Source organism: Streptomyces sp. NBC_01198, from assembly GCF_036010485.1.
Classification (GTDB): Bacteria; Actinomycetota; Actinomycetes; order Streptomycetales; family Streptomycetaceae; genus Actinacidiphila.
On sequence record NZ_CP108568.1, the window covers coordinates 5,594,387 to 5,609,373 of the forward strand.

Annotated in this window: 13 protein-coding genes and 2 tRNA genes; 9 read left to right on the top strand and 6 right to left on the bottom strand. The window is 72.5% G+C overall.

Features of this window, described 5'->3' with window-relative positions; genetic code table 11:
• The first annotated feature begins 96 nt into the window (after positions 1-96).
• The 3 genes from rsfS (at position 97) to OG702_RS24885 (ending at position 1,335) form a co-directional block, all read left to right on the top strand.
• Positions 97-534 carry a ribosome silencing factor gene (gene rsfS / locus OG702_RS24875; RefSeq protein WP_327291153.1) on the top strand — a complete coding sequence of 146 codons (438 nt, stop codon included), beginning with the start codon at positions 97-99 and terminating at the stop codon, positions 532-534.
• Positions 531-1,193 (top strand): histidine phosphatase family protein, encoded by a 663-nt coding sequence (locus tag OG702_RS24880; RefSeq protein ID WP_327293358.1) that lies wholly within the window; start codon positions 531-533, stop codon positions 1,191-1,193. The genes rsfS and OG702_RS24880 overlap by 4 nt, the downstream gene beginning before the upstream one ends.
• A gap of 69 nt (positions 1,194-1,262) precedes the next feature.
• Positions 1,263-1,335 (top strand) — tRNA-Ala (locus OG702_RS24885).
• A gap of 136 nt (positions 1,336-1,471) precedes the next feature.
• Here the strand turns inward: OG702_RS24885 and OG702_RS24890 are convergent.
• Positions 1,472-2,473, bottom strand: a complete 1,002-nt coding sequence (locus tag OG702_RS24890; RefSeq protein ID WP_327291154.1) for a helix-turn-helix transcriptional regulator — start codon at positions 2,471-2,473, stop codon at positions 1,472-1,474.
• A 101-nt stretch (positions 2,474-2,574) separates the two neighbouring features.
• Here OG702_RS24890 and OG702_RS24895 point away from each other — a divergent pair, with 101 nt between their 5' ends.
• Positions 2,575-4,071 carry an MFS transporter gene (locus OG702_RS24895; protein WP_442814524.1) on the top strand — a complete coding sequence of 499 codons (1,497 nt, stop codon included), beginning with the start codon at positions 2,575-2,577 and terminating at the stop codon, positions 4,069-4,071.
• 37 nt (positions 4,072-4,108) lie between these two features.
• Here OG702_RS24895 and OG702_RS24900 read toward each other — a convergent pair whose 3' ends face one another.
• Complete coding sequence (locus OG702_RS24900) at positions 4,109-5,185, bottom strand: alkene reductase (protein ID WP_327291155.1); 1,077 nt, start codon at positions 5,183-5,185, stop codon at positions 4,109-4,111.
• Positions 5,186-5,397: 212 nt separating this feature from the next.
• On the opposite strand from OG702_RS24900, the gene OG702_RS24905 reads away from it, so the two are divergent.
• A tRNA-Ala gene (locus OG702_RS24905) sits at positions 5,398-5,470 on the top strand.
• 100 nt (positions 5,471-5,570) lie between these two features.
• Here the strand turns inward: OG702_RS24905 and OG702_RS24910 are convergent.
• Positions 5,571-6,791 carry an MFS transporter gene (locus OG702_RS24910; RefSeq protein WP_327291156.1) on the bottom strand — a complete coding sequence of 407 codons (1,221 nt, stop codon included), beginning with the start codon at positions 6,789-6,791 and terminating at the stop codon, positions 5,571-5,573.
• A gap of 229 nt (positions 6,792-7,020) precedes the next feature.
• Between OG702_RS24910 and OG702_RS24915 the strand changes: the two genes are divergently transcribed.
• Positions 7,021-7,368, top strand: coding sequence for a VOC family protein (locus OG702_RS24915; protein ID WP_327291157.1), 348 nt, complete (start codon positions 7,021-7,023; stop codon positions 7,366-7,368).
• 7 nt (positions 7,369-7,375) lie between these two features.
• Here OG702_RS24915 and OG702_RS24920 read toward each other — a convergent pair whose 3' ends face one another.
• From OG702_RS24920 to OG702_RS24930, 3 genes are all read right to left on the bottom strand, one after another.
• On the bottom strand, positions 7,376-7,570 hold the full coding sequence (locus OG702_RS24920; RefSeq protein ID WP_327291158.1) for a hypothetical protein: 195 nt from the start codon (positions 7,568-7,570) through the stop codon (positions 7,376-7,378).
• 52 nt (positions 7,571-7,622) lie between these two features.
• On the bottom strand, positions 7,623-8,048 hold the full coding sequence (locus tag OG702_RS24925) for an SRPBCC family protein (protein ID WP_327291159.1): 426 nt from the start codon (positions 8,046-8,048) through the stop codon (positions 7,623-7,625).
• A 95-nt stretch (positions 8,049-8,143) separates the two neighbouring features.
• The gene (locus OG702_RS24930; protein ID WP_327291160.1) at positions 8,144-8,617 is read right to left on the bottom strand and encodes a MarR family winged helix-turn-helix transcriptional regulator; all 474 of its coding nucleotides are present in this window, start codon (positions 8,615-8,617) and stop codon (positions 8,144-8,146) included.
• Positions 8,618-8,984: 367 nt separating this feature from the next.
• Here OG702_RS24930 and OG702_RS24935 point away from each other — a divergent pair, with 367 nt between their 5' ends.
• From OG702_RS24935 to OG702_RS24945, 3 genes are all read left to right on the top strand, one after another.
• Positions 8,985-10,946 (top strand): S53 family peptidase, encoded by a 1,962-nt coding sequence (locus OG702_RS24935; RefSeq protein ID WP_327291161.1) that lies wholly within the window; start codon positions 8,985-8,987, stop codon positions 10,944-10,946.
• A gap of 275 nt (positions 10,947-11,221) precedes the next feature.
• A complete protein-coding gene (gene leuS, locus OG702_RS24940) occupies positions 11,222-14,104 on the top strand; it encodes a leucine--tRNA ligase (RefSeq protein ID WP_327291162.1) in 2,883 nt (960 codons plus the stop codon).
• A 168-nt stretch (positions 14,105-14,272) separates the two neighbouring features.
• Positions 14,273-14,851 carry a hypothetical protein gene (locus tag OG702_RS24945; RefSeq protein WP_327291163.1) on the top strand — a complete coding sequence of 193 codons (579 nt, stop codon included), beginning with the start codon at positions 14,273-14,275 and terminating at the stop codon, positions 14,849-14,851.
• The last annotated feature ends 136 nt before the right edge of the window (positions 14,852-14,987 follow it).

Sequence of the window (14,987 nt, forward strand, 5' to 3'; positions counted from 1 at the left end):
GGTGACCGCGGAGTGTTGATCGAAAACCGGTCGGGGGCTGTCGGAGGGTCGTGAGACCCTTGAGGCAGACCAGCCCCCGACCGGAAAGCTGTTTCTGTGACCGCCACTGACCGTTCCATCGAGCTGACCCGCACCGCCGCACAGGCGGCCGCCGACAAGCTCGCGCACGACATCATCGCCTACGACGTCAGCGACGTGCTGTCCATCACCGACGCCTTCCTGGTCGCCTCCGCGCCGAACGACCGGCAGGTCAAGGCGATCGTCGACGCGATCGAGGAGACGCTGCTCAAGCAGCTGGACGTCAAGCCGGTCCGCCGCGAGGGCGAGCGGGACGGCCGCTGGGTACTGCTCGACTACATCGACATCGTCGTGCACGTGCAGCACTCAGAGGAGCGGGTCTTCTACGCTCTGGAGCGGCTGTGGAAGGACTGCCCCGAGATCGCACTGCCCGAGGACGCGGTCGCCACCCGGGGCAAGGGCAAGGAGCATGCCGCGGCCGCGGCCGCCGCGGACGAGGACGGGGAGTTCAGCTGAACGGGCAGGAAAACGGTCAGAGCACCAGGGGCCGCCGCATCGTGCTGTGGCGGCACGGCCAGACCGCGTGGAATCTGGAGCAGCGCTTCCAGGGCAACACCGACATCGAGCTGACCGAGACCGGTGTCGCGCAGGCCCGCCGCTCCGCCCGGCTGCTGGCCGCCCTCGCGCCCGACGCGATCGTGTCCTCCGACCTGAGCCGGGCCGCCGCCACCGCGGCGGAGCTCGCCGCGCTCACCGGGCTGCCCGTCACGTACGACAAGGGCCTGCAGGAGACGTACGCCGGGCGCTGGCAGGGGCTGACCCACGAGGAGATCCTGGCGTCGTACGGCGAGCAGTACGCCGCGTGGAAGCGCGGCGAGCCGGTGCGCAGGGGCGGCGGCGAGCTGGAGACCGAGGTCGCCGACCGGGCCGCGCCCGTGGTGCTGGCCGCGGCGGACGAGCTCGCGGACGGCGGCGTGCTGGTCGTGGTCAGCCACGGCGGCACGATCCGCACGACCATCGGCCGGCTGCTCGGCCTCGACCCGCTCACCTGGGAGTCGCTGGGCGGCCTGTCGAACTGCTGCTGGTCGGTGCTCGGCGAGGGCGCGCGGGGCTGGCGGCTGACCGAGCACAACGCCGGCACCCTGCCCGAGCCGGTGCTCGGCGACGACGCCTAGCCGATTTCGTTTCCGGTCCACCCACCGGCTATGCTTCTTCACGTCGTCAGGGGAGACCCGGACCGACGCGGGGCTGTAGCTCAGTTGGTAGAGCGCTTGCATGGCATGCAAGAGGTCCGGGGTTCAATTCCCCGTAGCTCCACAAAGTCGAAGGCGGAGTGTGCTCGCGGAAAGCGCGAGCCACTTCGTCCTTGTCGTTTCTGCTCGGCTCCGCCTCGCGTGGCGGGGGCTGCGCCACCCGCACCCCCCAGGGAGGGCCCCCGGGAGGGCGGGCCCGGTCAGGCCGGGTGCCCGCAGGCCGGGGCGGCGGCCGCCGCACGTTCCGCGATGACCGCCGACAGCGGGCGGCCGTGCAGGCTGCACCCGACGACCGGATCGTCGATCCGCCGGAGCTGCTCGATCCCCAGCCGGTCGTGCTCGGTGACCGGGGTGTAGATCACGAAGCGGTGCTCGGCCATGCCGTCGATGCTCAGCGACGTCGACGTCAGCTTGATCACGCCGATCCCCTCGTGCGTGAAGCTCTTGACCCGCTTGCCCGGCGCCGCCACGTTGCCGCTCGCCCACAGCTGGGCGAAGGTCGGGCTCTCCTCGACCAGCAGCGCGACGAACGACTCCCACGCGGGCTCGCCGACGTGCCGGCCGTAATTCCTGCGCAGCTGGGCCACCATCCACGGCAGCTCCTCCGCGCTGTTGACGAAGTTCATGCAGCACTGGGGCACCGTGAAGAGCTTGTAGAGCACGTTGCGCTCCCAGCGGGCCACGATCGAGGTCATCGGCCACAGCGCGCGGTAGGCGGCGTTCGTGGCGCGCACGTCGTAGCGGGAGTTGTAGATCGCGGCCGGCAGCGGGTCCAGCGCGTCCAGGATGCCCTGCGACTCCACGCCGACGATCTCCGCGTCGGAGTCCGGCTCGCTCACGAACGGGATGCCGGCCAGCCGGTAGAGGTGCTCGCGCTCGGTGACGTCGAGCTGCAGCACCCGGGCCACCGCGTCGAGCACCTGGACGCTCGCGTTGATCGGCCGACCCTGTTCGAGCCAGGTGTACCAGGTCACCCCGACCCCGGCGAGCTGCGCGACCTCCTCGCGCCGCAGCCCCGGCGTACGCCGCCGCAGCCCCGGCGGCATGCCGACGTCCTCCGGGGTGATCCTGGCCCGGCGGCTGCGCAGGAACGCGGCCAGCTCGGTGCGCCGCGCGGCTCCGTTCCGGCGCGCGGCACCGGCCCGCGCCGCGGGGTCGGCGGGGGTGGCCAGCGGAGGGGGTGATGCCGGTGACGAGGGCATACGCCCATACTCCCCAATGCCCGGCGCCCCTGCCAGGTGCTGGCAGTACCAGGATCCCCGGGCTCTCGTTACCGGTACCGCCGTGCGTTCAGGCTCGACGTATGACACAACCCGTGATGAACGGCGCGACCGCGCCTGCCGCCCTCCCCGACGCCGCCGCGCTCTCCGGCGGCGTCGCCGATCCCGGCGCCACGAAGCCCGGCAGAGCCGGGCCGCGCCCCGGCCTGCTGCTGGCCACCATCCTCGTCGGCCAGTTCATGGCCCTGCTCGACGTCTTCATCGTCAACGTCGCCGCCCCGACCATCCGTACCGACCTGCACGCCTCAGGGGCGTCGCTGCAACTGGTCATCGCCGGCTACACCATCGCCTACGCGGTTCTGCTGATCACCGGGGCGCGGCTCGGCGACCTGCTGGGGCACCGGCGGATGTTCGTCACCGGACTGGCGGTCTTCACGCTCGCGTCGCTCGCCTGCGGCCTCGCCGGGAACACCGGCGAGCTGATCGGCTTCCGCTTCGTCCAGGGCGCCGGCTCCGCGCTGATGATCCCGCAGGTGCTCAGCCTGCTGCAGCTCACCTTCACCGGTGAGGCCAGGAACCGGGCGATGAGCGTCTACGCCGCCGTGCTGTCCTCTGGCGCCGCGCTCGGCCAGTCGCTGGGCGGTGTGCTGGTCAGCGCCGACCTGTTCGGCGCCGGGTGGCGGCCGGTCTTCCTGGTCAACGTGCCGATCGGCGCGGTGATGCTGGTGGTCTCCCCGCGCGTCCTGCCGCGCGACGCGCGGCGCGGCTCCGAGCGGCGGCGCGGCCTGGACCTGCCGGGCCTGACGGTGCTTGCCGCGGCGGTCACGCTGCTCACCGTGCCGCTGGTGCTTGGCCAGGAGGAGGGCTGGCCGCTGTGGGGCTGGATCTGCCTGGGGCTCAGCGTGCTGCTGTTCGGCCTGTTCATGTTGCTGGAGTCCAGGCTGGCCCGGCGCGGTGGCGCACCGCTGGTGTCGGCTCGGGTACTGCGGGCACCCGGCATGCTGCGCGCGGTCGTCGTGATCATGACGACGATGGCGGTCAACGCGGGCTTCCTCTTCGCGGTGGCCCTGCACCTGCAGTCCGGCCTCGGTTTCAGCGCGCTGCGCACCGGTCTGACCTTCGCCGTCGCGGCGGTCAGTTTCGGCGGCGTCGGCCTCAACTGGCGCCGGCTGCCGGTGGCCTGGCGGCCCTGGCTGGCGGCCGCGGGCCTGCTGGTCGCGGCCGCCTCCTTCGCCGGCCTCGGCCTGGCGCTGCGCGGCGGCGGGGACGGCGGCGCCGCGCTGTACGTCTGCCTGCTGACCCTCGGTGGCGGCCTCGGCCTGGGGTTCAGCCCGACGTTCACCCTGGCGCTGTTCACGGTCGCCCCGCAGGACGCGGCCGACGCCAGCGGGCTGCTGGCCACCGTGACCCAGCTCGGCCAGCTGTTCGGGGTGGCCGCCCTCGGCACGCTCTACCTCAACCGGCTCGACCTGCCGGGCGCCCACCCCTCGGCCCACGCCTTCGCTGTCACCGCCGTGGCGCTGACCGCGGTGTGCGTGGCGGGCACGGCGGTGGCGCTGGGGCGGCGCCGTACGGCCTGACCCTGGAGTGCCGGGTGTCCCGCGGGCGCCCGGCACGTCACGCGGGGGCGCCCAGCACCGGGTAGTCGGTGTAGCCGCGGTCGTCGCCGCCGTAGTAGGTCGCCCGCTGCGGGGCGTTGTACGGGCCGCCCGCGCGCAGCCGTTCCGGCAGGTCGGGGTTGGCGAGGAAGAGCGCGCCGTAGGAGATCATGTCGGCGGTGCCGTCCTCGACCAGGGCCAGCTCCTCGGGGCCCGAAGGGCGGCCCTGCGTCCGGGCGTTGAGGATCAGCGCGCCGGAGAAGCGCTTGCGCAGCTCCAGGGTCAGCGACCGCTCGCCGGTCTCCACGATGTGCAGATACCCCGGGCCGACCGGTTCCAGGGCGCGCAGCAGCGCCGTGTACGCCGGCTCCGGGTCGGGCTCGTCGATGTCGCCCAGCGGGTTGCCGGGCGAGATCCGCAGCCCGGTGCGCTCCGCGCCGATCGCGCCCGCCACCGCGGTGACCACCTCGGCGGCGAATCGGGCCCGGCGCTCGGGGGAGCCGCCCCAGGCGTCGGTGCGAAGGTTGGCGTTCGGCGCCAGGAACTGGTGGGCCAGGTAGCCGTTGGCGGCGTGCACCTCGACCCCGTCGAAACCGGCGGCGACCGCGTTGCGTGCGGCGGCCGCGTGGTCCTCGACGGTCCGCAGGATGCCCTCCTCCGACAGCTCCTCCGGCTCCTCGAACTCCTGCGGCCCCTCGGCGGTGTAGACGCTGCCCCTGGGCCGCACCGCCGACGCGCTCACCGGCCGCACCCCGTCGGGCAGCAGCGAGCGGTGGCCGATCCGGCCGGTGTGCATCAGCTGCGCGAAGATCCGCCCGCCGGCCGCGTGCACCGCGTCGGTCACCTGCCGCCACCGGGCCAGCTGCTCCGCGCTGTGCAGCCCGGGCGTGTCCGGATAGCCCTGCCCCACCACCGACGGCTGCGTGCCCTCGGTGATGATCAGTCCGGCCGACGCGCGCTGCGCGTAGTACCGCGCGGTGCTCGCGGTCGGGCTCAGACCGGGGCCGTACGCCCGGCTGCGCGTCATCGGCGCCATCACGATCCGGTTCCGCAACCGGTTCCCGCCCAGGTCTATCGGGTCGAACGCGGTGGTCACAGCGGTCTCCACCTCTCTCGTCCACTCAGCCGCTGCCACCGTAACCCGCCAAGTGTCCCCCGTTTGTTGACACTTCATGAACTCCGCCGCCGCCCGCGATCCCGCCCGTGCCGCCTCCGCACCCCGCCACCCGGGCCCGGAATCGATTTGCGGCCGCTGCCCGTCCAGCGTGTAAAGTAACCCCAGGTCGCCGGGCATCCCGGCACCGTAGCGGGGCTGTAGCTCAGTTGGTAGAGCGCTTGCATGGCATGCAAGAGGTCCGGGGTTCAATTCCCCGTAGCTCCACGAGCGTGAGAGCCGTCCTGTCCGCGGAAACTGCGGACAGGACCGGCTCTCTCCTTTTCCGCCGGCCCCCTCGGGTACGCCGGCCTCTTCGGACACGGGGTCAGGCGGTCGCGGTGGCGGCGGCCCGGCGGGTGCGGAGGAGGGCTGCGAGGGCGGTCGTCGCCGCCGGTACGGCTGTCGCGGCGGCGAAGACGGGGGCCGGGCCGTAGCGGGAGACGAGCAGGCCCGCCGCGGCGGAGCCGAGCGCGCTGCCGAAGTTGTTGGCTGTGTTGATCCAGGCGCTCGCCTCGGTGCGCGAGCCGGCGGCTATCAGCAGGTCGACCTGGAGGTAGGCGGTGATCTGGAGGGTGTCGGAGCAGGCGCCTGCCAGCAGCAGGCCGATGGCGACGGCGGGCAGCGCGGAGGCGGCCGCGGGCAGCGCGTAGCAGGCGGCGGCGAGCGCGCCCAGGGTCAGCAGGCGGCGGTGCGGGGCCATGCGCCACTGGACGCGGCCGTACGCGAGGCCGCTGGCGGCGCCGCCGACCGCGCACAACGCCATCAGCGGACCGGCGACGGCCGCGCCACGGGCGGCGACGACACCGACCTCGGCGAGCGCCAGGGCGCAGCCGCTGCCGAGGACCGCCACCAGCAGCGGGACGAATCCCGCGCCGGCCGGCGGTCCGAGCCGGGCCCGTACGCCTGTCGGGGCCGGCGCGGGCACGGTCTTGGCTGCCGTCTCGGGGGCGGTCGCGCCGAGGACCGCGGCGAAGGCGGCGAAACCGGCGACGGCGAGGGCGGTGGCGCCCGCGAGCGCCAGTGACGCGGAGGAGGCGGCGATCAGCAGGCCGCCGAGGACCGGGCCGACGGCGAACACGCTGGACTCGGTGACCGCGTCCAGGCTCAGCGCGGACTGCCGCTGGGCCTCGTCGCGGGCCAGCCGGCCCCAGCGGGTCCGCATCAGCGGCCCGACCGGTGGCGGGAAGACCCCGGCGAGCACCGCGAGGGTCACGGCGAGCCAGGCGCTCATGCCGGCCGCGGACCCGGCGGCGAGGCAGCCCAGCAGGGTGCCGTAGAGGGCGGTCAGGACGGGCAGCGCGGTGCGGCGGCGTTCGACCAGCCGGGACCGGTACGGCCCGAGGACCGCGGCGGTCAGCCCGAACAGGCCGGCCGCGGTGCCGGCGACGGCGTAGGAGCCGGTCCCGTCGCGTACGGCGAGCAGCAGCGGCAGCGAGAGCAGGCCGTACGACAGCCGGGCGAGGGTGGCGGTGGCGAAGAGCAGGCGGGCGTGCGGCAGTGCGAGGACAGCGCGATAGGACTCACTGCCCCTGGCGGGGCGGGACATGGGAGTTCTCCGGAGTCGGCGTGAACATGAGCGACCGTGGCCCGCGGCGCGGCGCGGACGGCGGGTCGGTCAGTGGGGTCCGGAGATCATGGGCGGAGTGTACGGGGTACGCGCCCCGGCGCGCTCGGAGTTACGGGTCCGGGGCTGATCGAGGCGGGCCGGGGGCGGGTCGGGGCGGGTCCGGGGTATATGTCCGGGGGATCGTCGACAGTACGGATCGGGAGTGGTCGTGAGCGTTCGCCGTGTGGTGCCCAACGTGCGGTCGGAGGACGTGGCGGCGAGCCGCGGCTTCTACGGGCTGCTCGGCTTCGAGGAGGCCATGGATCTGGGGTGGGTCGTGACGCTGGCGTCGCCCGCGAACCCGCAGGCGCAGATCACCTTCCTGGCCGCCGACCTGACCGCGCCGGTCGTCGCCGACATGAGCGTGGAGGTGGACGACGTCGACGCGGTCTACGAGGCGGTGCGGGCCGCCGGGGCGGAGATCGTGCACCCCGTGCAGGACGAGGAGTGGGGGGTGCGGCGCTTCTTCGTGCGGGACCCGCACGGACGGGTCGTCAACGTCCTGTCGCACCTCTGACGGCGGCTCAGCGGCCTTCCTGGTGCCGGACCAGGCGCTCCTGCATCGTCGGGTAGGGCGTCGCCTTCTGCGGGGTCGCCCCGCCGCGCACCGAGGTGGCGACGGAGACGGCGGCGTCGATGGCCGGCGCGGAGGCGACGTCCCAGGCGTTGGGCAGCAGCAGCGGCAGTTCGCCCTCGTGATGGAGGTCGCGGAACGTCATCGGCCCTGCCTTCCCTGCGAAGCCCCCGGCGGCGGTCCCCCCGCTGCCGACACTAGGCGCCGATCGTTGCGGCGGCCGCCGAAGGGAGGGTCTCGGCGAGCCGGTCGAGCCGCAGGCCGGGCAGGTCGGCGAGGGAGTGGCGCAGGACGGCGGCGAGCGGTCCTGAGCGGGTGACGGCGTGGTCCACCCGGGTGCCGGTGCCCGTGTCGCGCAGCACCCATTCGCAGTGCTCGCGCATGCCGGGGACGGTCCATTCCATCCTGACGCGGTCCGCGGTGATCTCGGTGTAGCGGAAGGTGCCCCGCAGGTTGGGCAGCGTCCGCAGGTCGTAGTCCTCGCCGACCGTGGGGGTGCGGGATCCGGCGATGGCCAGGAACGCCGGGTTCCACTCGGGCAGCCGCAGCGCGTCGAGCAGCAGGGCGTGGACCTGGGCGCGGCTGAAGGGGACGGTACGGGCGCCGGTGGCGGTGGAGGTCATGGGACTGCCTTTCTGGGGTGGTGCGACGGGGTGGTGCGACGGGGTGATGAGGACCTACTGAGGTGCTTCTGCGGGCCGGGCGGTGGGCGGTGCGCTCACCCGCCCTGCGCGTCGATGCGGTTCTGCAGTGCCCGGGCGGCGGGCGACCCGGCCGAGACGAACCGCAGCAGCTCGATCACGGCGGACACGTCGACCTGCGCGGCCGCCGCGTCGAGGAACTCGTAGAACTCGTTCTCGATCTTCCGTACCGCGTCGTTCGCGGCCCAGCCGGTCGGGGTGAGGGCGAGAATGATCCGGCGGCGGTCCTCGGCGGCGACGCCGCGTTCGACCAGGCCCGCCGTGACGAGGCGGTCGGCGAGCCGGCTGGGATTCGTACCGCTGTCGCAGACCAGCATGTCGCCGAGGCCGGTGAGGGCGAGCGGGCCGTGGTCGGCGAGGATCCGCAGCGCCTCGGACTGGGCCGGGGTGAGGTCGATCTCGGCGAGCCGGGCGGTGAGCTGCCGGTTGCCCTCGCGCTGAGCGGCGAGCACGAGGTAGCGCAGCAGTTCCGCCTGCCTCATACCACCCATCGGGTGCCTCCTAGTCCAGAGAGTCTGTGCCCCGACATGTATGTCGTGACACATGAATAGTCGTACGCGCCCGCCGTTCTGTCAAGCAACCCCGGCTCGGCGTGCCGTGACCGGCGGGAATACCCCGCCGGGGCGGGACTTCGCCCTCTGTCGGGACAACTCCCGCGCTGCTAACGTCGGTTCGCACGGTGATCGCCAACAGGTGGAGCCGACCGTTCCTTGACCTGCTCTTGGGAGTTTCGTGCCCCTGGCATGAACTGATCAGCGGAAGAGTATCGCTCTGCGGTACGGCGTGTACGCATAGCGGCGACACCGCAGTGTGCGACCAACGCGACTAACGCGACAACTCGCTTCGCATGGGGGTTACATGAGATTTGAGCGCAGAAGGACGCGCAGGGGACTTGTGGCTGCCGCCGCGCTGCCGCTGGTCGCCAGCGCGCTCGCGCTTGGCACCCAGTCCGCGTCGGCCGACCCGTCCGCCGGACGCCAGCTCCTGTCCGGCACCAAACCGCAGTGGGCCACCGCCCAGGCGGACAAGGGCGCTACGGCCGACTCCGCCAAGGTGACGGTCCGGGTGTATCTGGCCGGCAAGGACGCCAAGGGCCTCGCGGCCTACGCGAAGTCCGTGTCCGACCCGGACTCCGCTGCGTACGGCCACTACCTGACGGCCTCCCAGACGCAGGCAGCGTACGGCGCGACCAAGGCGCAGGTCGCCGAGGTCACCGCCTGGCTGACGTCCTCGGGCCTGAAGGTGACCGGAGCCAACGCCCACTACCTCACCGTCACCGGTGACGTGGCGGCGGCCGAGAAGGCGTTCGGCACCCAGCTGCACAACTACAACAAGTCGGGGCACACCTACCGCGCCCCGACCGGCAACGCCAGCGCCCCCGCCTCGCTGAACGGCGCGGTGCTCACCGTCACCGGCCTGGACACGGCTCCCAAGAAGTCCAGCCACGACGAGGAGCTGCCCCCGCCGGGCGCGGTCTTCAAGAACGCCGGGCCGTTCTCCACGTACTACGGCTCGAAGACCGACAAGAAGCTCCCCGACGCCTACGGCGGCAAGGCTCCCTACGCCATCCAGGGCTACACCGGCGACCAGCTGCGTGCCGCCTACGGCGCGGGCAAGTACACCGGCAAGGGTGTGCGGGTGGCCATCACCGACGCCTTCGCGTCGCCGTACATCGCGCAGGACGCGGCCCGCTACGCCAAGGACACCGGCGGCCAGAAGTACAAGAAGGGCCAGCTCACCCAGGTCCTGCCGGACGACTACAACAGCACCGTGGACTGCGACGCCGGCGGTTGGTACGGCGAGGAGACCCTTGACGTCGAGGCGGTGCACGCGGTCGCCCCCGACGCGAACATCGTCTACGTCGGCGGCGCCTCCTGCTTCGACAACGACCTGCTCGACGCCCTGAACAAGGTCGTCGACAACCACCTGGCCGACATCGTCTCCAACTCGTGGGGCGACGTCGAGGCCAACGAGACGCCGGACATCGCGGCGGCCTACGACCAGGTCTTCCAGCTGGGCGCTGTCGAGGGCATCGGCTTCTACTTCTCCTCAGGAGACGCGGGCGACAACGTCGCGTCCACCGGTGTGAAGCAGGCCGACACTCCCGGGAACTCCCCGTGGGCCACCTCCGTCGGCGGCACCTCACTGGCGGTCGGCAAGAACGACAAGTACCAGTGGGAGACCGGCTGGGGCACCGAGCGCGCCCCGCTGTCCGCCGACGGCAAGACCTGGACGGGCTTCCCTGGCCCGTACACCTCCGGCGCGGGCGGCGGCACCAGCAAGCTCTACGACCAGCCGTTCTACCAGCGCGGTGTGGTCCCCGACTCGCTGGCGCTCGCCAACGGCGGCACCGTCAAGCAGCGTGTCGAGCCCGACATCGCCGCGGTCGCCGACCCGAACACCGGCTTCCTGGTCGGCCAGACCCAGTCGTACCCCGACGGGTCGCTGCAGTACAGCACGTACCGCATCGGCGGCACGTCGCTGGCCGCCCCGGTCATCGCCGGCGTCCAGGCCCTCTCGCAGGAGGCCAGGCACGGGATCGCGATCGGCTTCGCGAACCCGCTGATCTACGACAAGTACGGGACGCCGGTCTACCACGACGTCACCGACCACCCGCTGGGCCAGGGCCAGGGCCTCGCCGTGGTCCGGGTGGACTACGCGAACACGTTCGACGCCTCGGAGGGCACCATCGTGTCCCTGCGGACGCTCGGCGCGGACGCGTCGCTGCACGCCACGGTCGGTTACGACGACGTCACCGGGGTGGGCACGCCCGCCAAGGGCTACGTCACCTCGTCGCTGCCGCCCAAGAACCGGCACTAGCCCGGCAGGCGGCCGCGCACGGGAGTACCCGGCCGCCGAGAACAGCCGAACCCCGCGGCCCCCGCACCGTTCACCGGTGCGGGGGCCGCACCCGCTGCGGTAACCTGAGCGCATGCGAGCCGTGAGCCTCCTGCTTAGCGAGCCGCGCTGACCACGAGAGACGTCAGTGCGGCACCCCTCCTGCGTGAGGGGCTTTTTTGTTTGTGCCGCAGGCAGGGCCACTGGCAGCGACGGGCCGCAGCAGCCGTCATGACATCGATGGAGTACCGAGGACGATGAGCGACACCACCCCGGCCGCCGAGACGGCTGCGCCGCACCGCTACACCGCACAGCTGGCCGCCGGTATCGAGCACCGCTGGCAGGACCGCTGGGAGGCCGACGGCACCTTCGACGCGGCGAACCCGACCGGCGACCTGGACTCCGACCCGGAGCTGGCCGCCCGGCCCAAGAAATTCATCATGGACATGTTCCCGTACCCCTCGGGGGCGGGACTGCACGTCGGCCACCCGCTGGGCTACATCGCCACCGACGTCTACGCCCGCTTCCAGCGCATGACCGGGCACAACGTGCTGCACACCCTGGGCTTCGACGCCTTCGGGCTGCCCGCCGAGCAGTACGCCGTGCAGACCGGCACCCACCCGCGGACCTCCACCGAGGCCAACATCGTCACCATGCGGGCGCAGCTGCGCCGGCTGGGCCTGGGCCACGACCGCCGCCGCTCCTTCGCCACCATCGACCCCGACTACTACCGCTGGACGCAGTGGATCTTCCTGCAGATCTACAACTCCTGGTACGACCAGGCGGCCGACCGCGCCCGTCCGATCGCCGACCTGGTCGCCCAGTTCGCCGACGGCACCCGCGCCACCCCCTCGGGCCGCCCGTGGGCCGAGCTGAGCGCCGCCGAGCAGTCCGAGGTGCTTGGCACCCACCGGCTGGCGTACGCCGCCCAGTCTCCGGTCAACTGGTGCCCGGGCCTGGGCACCGTGCTGGCCAACGAGGAGGTCACCGCGGAAGGCCGCTCAGAGCGCGGCAACTTCCCGGTCTTCAAGGCCAATCTGCGGCAGTGGATGATGCGGATCACCGCCTACGCCGACCGGCTGCTGACCGACCTGGACGCGCTGGACTGGCCCGAGGCGATCAAGCTGCAGCAGCGCAACTGGATCGGCCGCAGCGAAGGCGCCCGGGTCGACTTCCCCATGCACAGCACCGGGGGACAGGTCACCGACGCCGCCGTCACCGTCTTCACCACCCGCCAGGACACGCTGTTCGGGGCGACGTACATGGTGCTGGCGCCCGAGCACGAGCTGGTCGAGGCCATCGTCCCCGCCGCCTGGCCCGAGGGCACCCACCAGGCGTGGACCGGCGGACACGGCACGCCCGCCGACGCGGTCGCCGCGTACCGCAAGCAGGCCGCGACGAAGTCCGACGTGGAACGGCAGGCGGAGGCCAAGGACAAGACCGGCGTCTTCACCGGCGCCTTCGCCGTCAACCCGGTCAGCGGCGAGCCCGTCCCGGTCTTCATCGCCGACTACGTCCTGATGGGCTACGGCACCGGCGCCATCATGGCCGTCCCCGCCCACGACACCCGCGACTTCGCCTTCGCCCGCGCCTTCGAACTGCCCATGCGCTGCGTGGTCGAGCCGACCGACGGCCGCGGCACCGACCCCGCCACCTGGGACGACGCCTTCGTGTCGTACGACGCGACGATCGTCAACTCCTCGGGCGCCGGCATCTCGCTGGACGGCCTGGGCGTGACCGAGGCCAAGGCCGCGGTCACCACCTGGCTGAGCGAGCGCGGCATCGGCGAGGGCACCGTCAACTACCGGCTGCGTGACTGGCTGTTCAGCCGCCAGCGCTACTGGGGCGAGCCCTTCCCGATCGTCTACGACGAGGACGGCGTCCCGCACGACCTGCCCGACTCGATGCTGCCCGTCGAACTGCCCGAGGTCGACGACTACAGCCCGCGCACCTTCGACCCGGACGACGCCGACACCTCGCCCGAGACCCCGCTGTCCCGCAACGCGGACTGGGTCACCGTCGAACTGGACCTGGGCGACGGCCCGCGCACCTACCGCCGCGAGACCAACACCATGCCCAACTGGGCGGGTTCGTGCTGGTACGAACTGCGCTACCTGGACCCGCACAACAGCGAGCGGCTGGTCGACCCGGCCATCGAGGCGTACTGGATGGGCCCGCGCGAGGGCCAGCCGGCCGGCGGCGTCGACCTGTACGTCGGCGGCGCCGAACACGCCGTCCTGCACCTGCTGTATGCCCGCTTCTGGCACAAGGTGCTGTACGACCTGGGCCACGTCTCGTCCTTCGAGCCGTTCCACAAGCTGTACAACCAGGGCATGATCCAGGCGTACGTCTACCGCGACGCCCGCCGTATCGCCGTCCCCGCGGCCGAGGTCGACGAGCGGGACAACGCCTACTGGTACGAGGGCGAGCAGGTCAGCCGGCTGCTGGGCAAGATGGGCAAGTCGCTGAAGAACGCGGTGACGCCCGACGAGATCTGCGCCGAATACGGCGCCGACACGCTGCGGCTGTACGAGATGGCGATGGGCCCGCTGGACGTCTCCCGCCCCTGGGACACCCGTGCCGTCGTCGGCCAGTACCGGCTGCTGCAGCGGCTGTGGCGCAATGTCGTCGACGAGGCGACCGGCGAGGTCACCGTCTCCGATGCCGAGCCCGACGAGGAGACGCTGCGCGCCCTGCACAAGGCCATCGCCGGTGTCGGCACCGACATGGCCGAGCTGCGCTTCAACACCGCCATCGCCAAGATCACCGAGCTGAACAACCACCTGACCAGGTCCGGCGCCCCGGTGCCGCGCACGGTCGCCGAACAGCTGGTGCTGCTGATCGCCCCGCTGGCGCCGCACATCGCCGAGGAACTGTGGTCCAGGCTGGGCCACGGCACCTCCCTGGCCGGCGCCGGCTTCCCGGTCGCCGACCCGGCCCTGGCCCAGGACCCCGCGGTGATCTGCGTCGTCCAGATCAAGGGCAAGGTCAAGGCGCGCCTGGAGGTTCCCCCGACCATCCCGGACGCCGACCTGGAGGCGCTGGCCCTGGCCGATCCCGCTGTGGTGGCGGCCCTGGGCGGTGCGGCGGTGCGCAAGGTGATCGTCCGGGCGCCGAAGCTGGTCAACATCGTCGTCTGACGCCGGCCGGCGTCGCCGTCCGAGGACGCCCACCCCTTAGGGGCAGGCCGGGGGATCCGCCGGATTCCACCGGCCTGCCCCTTGCGGTTACCGTGGAGGAAGCAGCTCGCCGCGTCCCGGCCGCCCCAAGGGCTCCCGGGACCGTCAGACCCCCAGGAGGAGCCGCCCGTGGAAACCGCCGGCATCATCGTCCTCCTGCTCGTGCTGATCTTCGCGTCGCTCGCCACGATCGCCACCTTCCGCACCGTCCGCGCGGTCAAGCGCGGAGTGGCCCGCGGCACGGCCCAGGCCCGCAGGCTGGTCGAGGACACCCAGCTCAAGGCCCGCCGCTACACGACACCGGGTGTCGGGGGCGAGGTGGCCCAGCTGCGGATCGACCTGAGAACCGCCATCGACGCGACATTCGCCGCCCTGGACGAGCGCCATCCCGACGACGCCGCCCTCGCCGAGGCCGCCGCACTGCTGGCCCGCCTCAACGACCACGCGCGTGCCCTGGACGGCGAGCTCAAACTGCTCGAACGCGAGCCCGACAAGTCCCGTGTCGCGGCCCGCCTCCCCGAGCTGACCACCCGCGTCCACCACGTCACCCACTCCGCCGACTCGCTGCGCTGGGCCGCCCAGGACCGCGCCCACCACGCCACCACCGACGACCTGGCCGCGCTGACCGACCAGATCGCCATCGAGTCCGCCGCCCTCCGCCACTGGACCCCCGCGCAGCCGCCGAAGCTGCCCTCGCCGGGCGAATAGGCCCTGCGAGGTGGTGGATCCGGACCCCGTCCGGCCCGCCCGCCCGCCGGCACGGGCGCCACTCGCGGGCCGTGGCCGTGAACCCCGCATCGATCGTCGGGAAACAAGGAAGGGGCTCTGCGGCCCCGCGCACGGC

Coding starts and splice junctions, on each gene's coding strand:
- OG702_RS24890 (WP_327291154.1), bottom strand. CDS start 2,473: ATGCCCTCGTCACCGGCATCACCCCCTCCGCTGGCCACCCCCGCCGAC.
- OG702_RS24895 (WP_442814524.1), top strand. CDS start 2,575: ATGACACAACCCGTGATGAACGGCGCGACCGCGCCTGCCGCCCTCCCC.
- OG702_RS24910 (WP_327291156.1), bottom strand. CDS start 6,791: ATGTCCCGCCCCGCCAGGGGCAGTGAGTCCTATCGCGCTGTCCTCGCA.
- OG702_RS24920 (WP_327291158.1), bottom strand. CDS start 7,570: ATGACGTTCCGCGACCTCCATCACGAGGGCGAACTGCCGCTGCTGCTG.
- OG702_RS24925 (WP_327291159.1), bottom strand. CDS start 8,048: ATGACCTCCACCGCCACCGGCGCCCGTACCGTCCCCTTCAGCCGCGCC.
- OG702_RS24930 (WP_327291160.1), bottom strand. CDS start 8,617: ATGGGTGGTATGAGGCAGGCGGAACTGCTGCGCTACCTCGTGCTCGCC.
- OG702_RS24935 (WP_327291161.1), top strand. CDS start 8,985: ATGAGATTTGAGCGCAGAAGGACGCGCAGGGGACTTGTGGCTGCCGCC.
- leuS (WP_327291162.1), top strand. CDS start 11,222: ATGAGCGACACCACCCCGGCCGCCGAGACGGCTGCGCCGCACCGCTAC.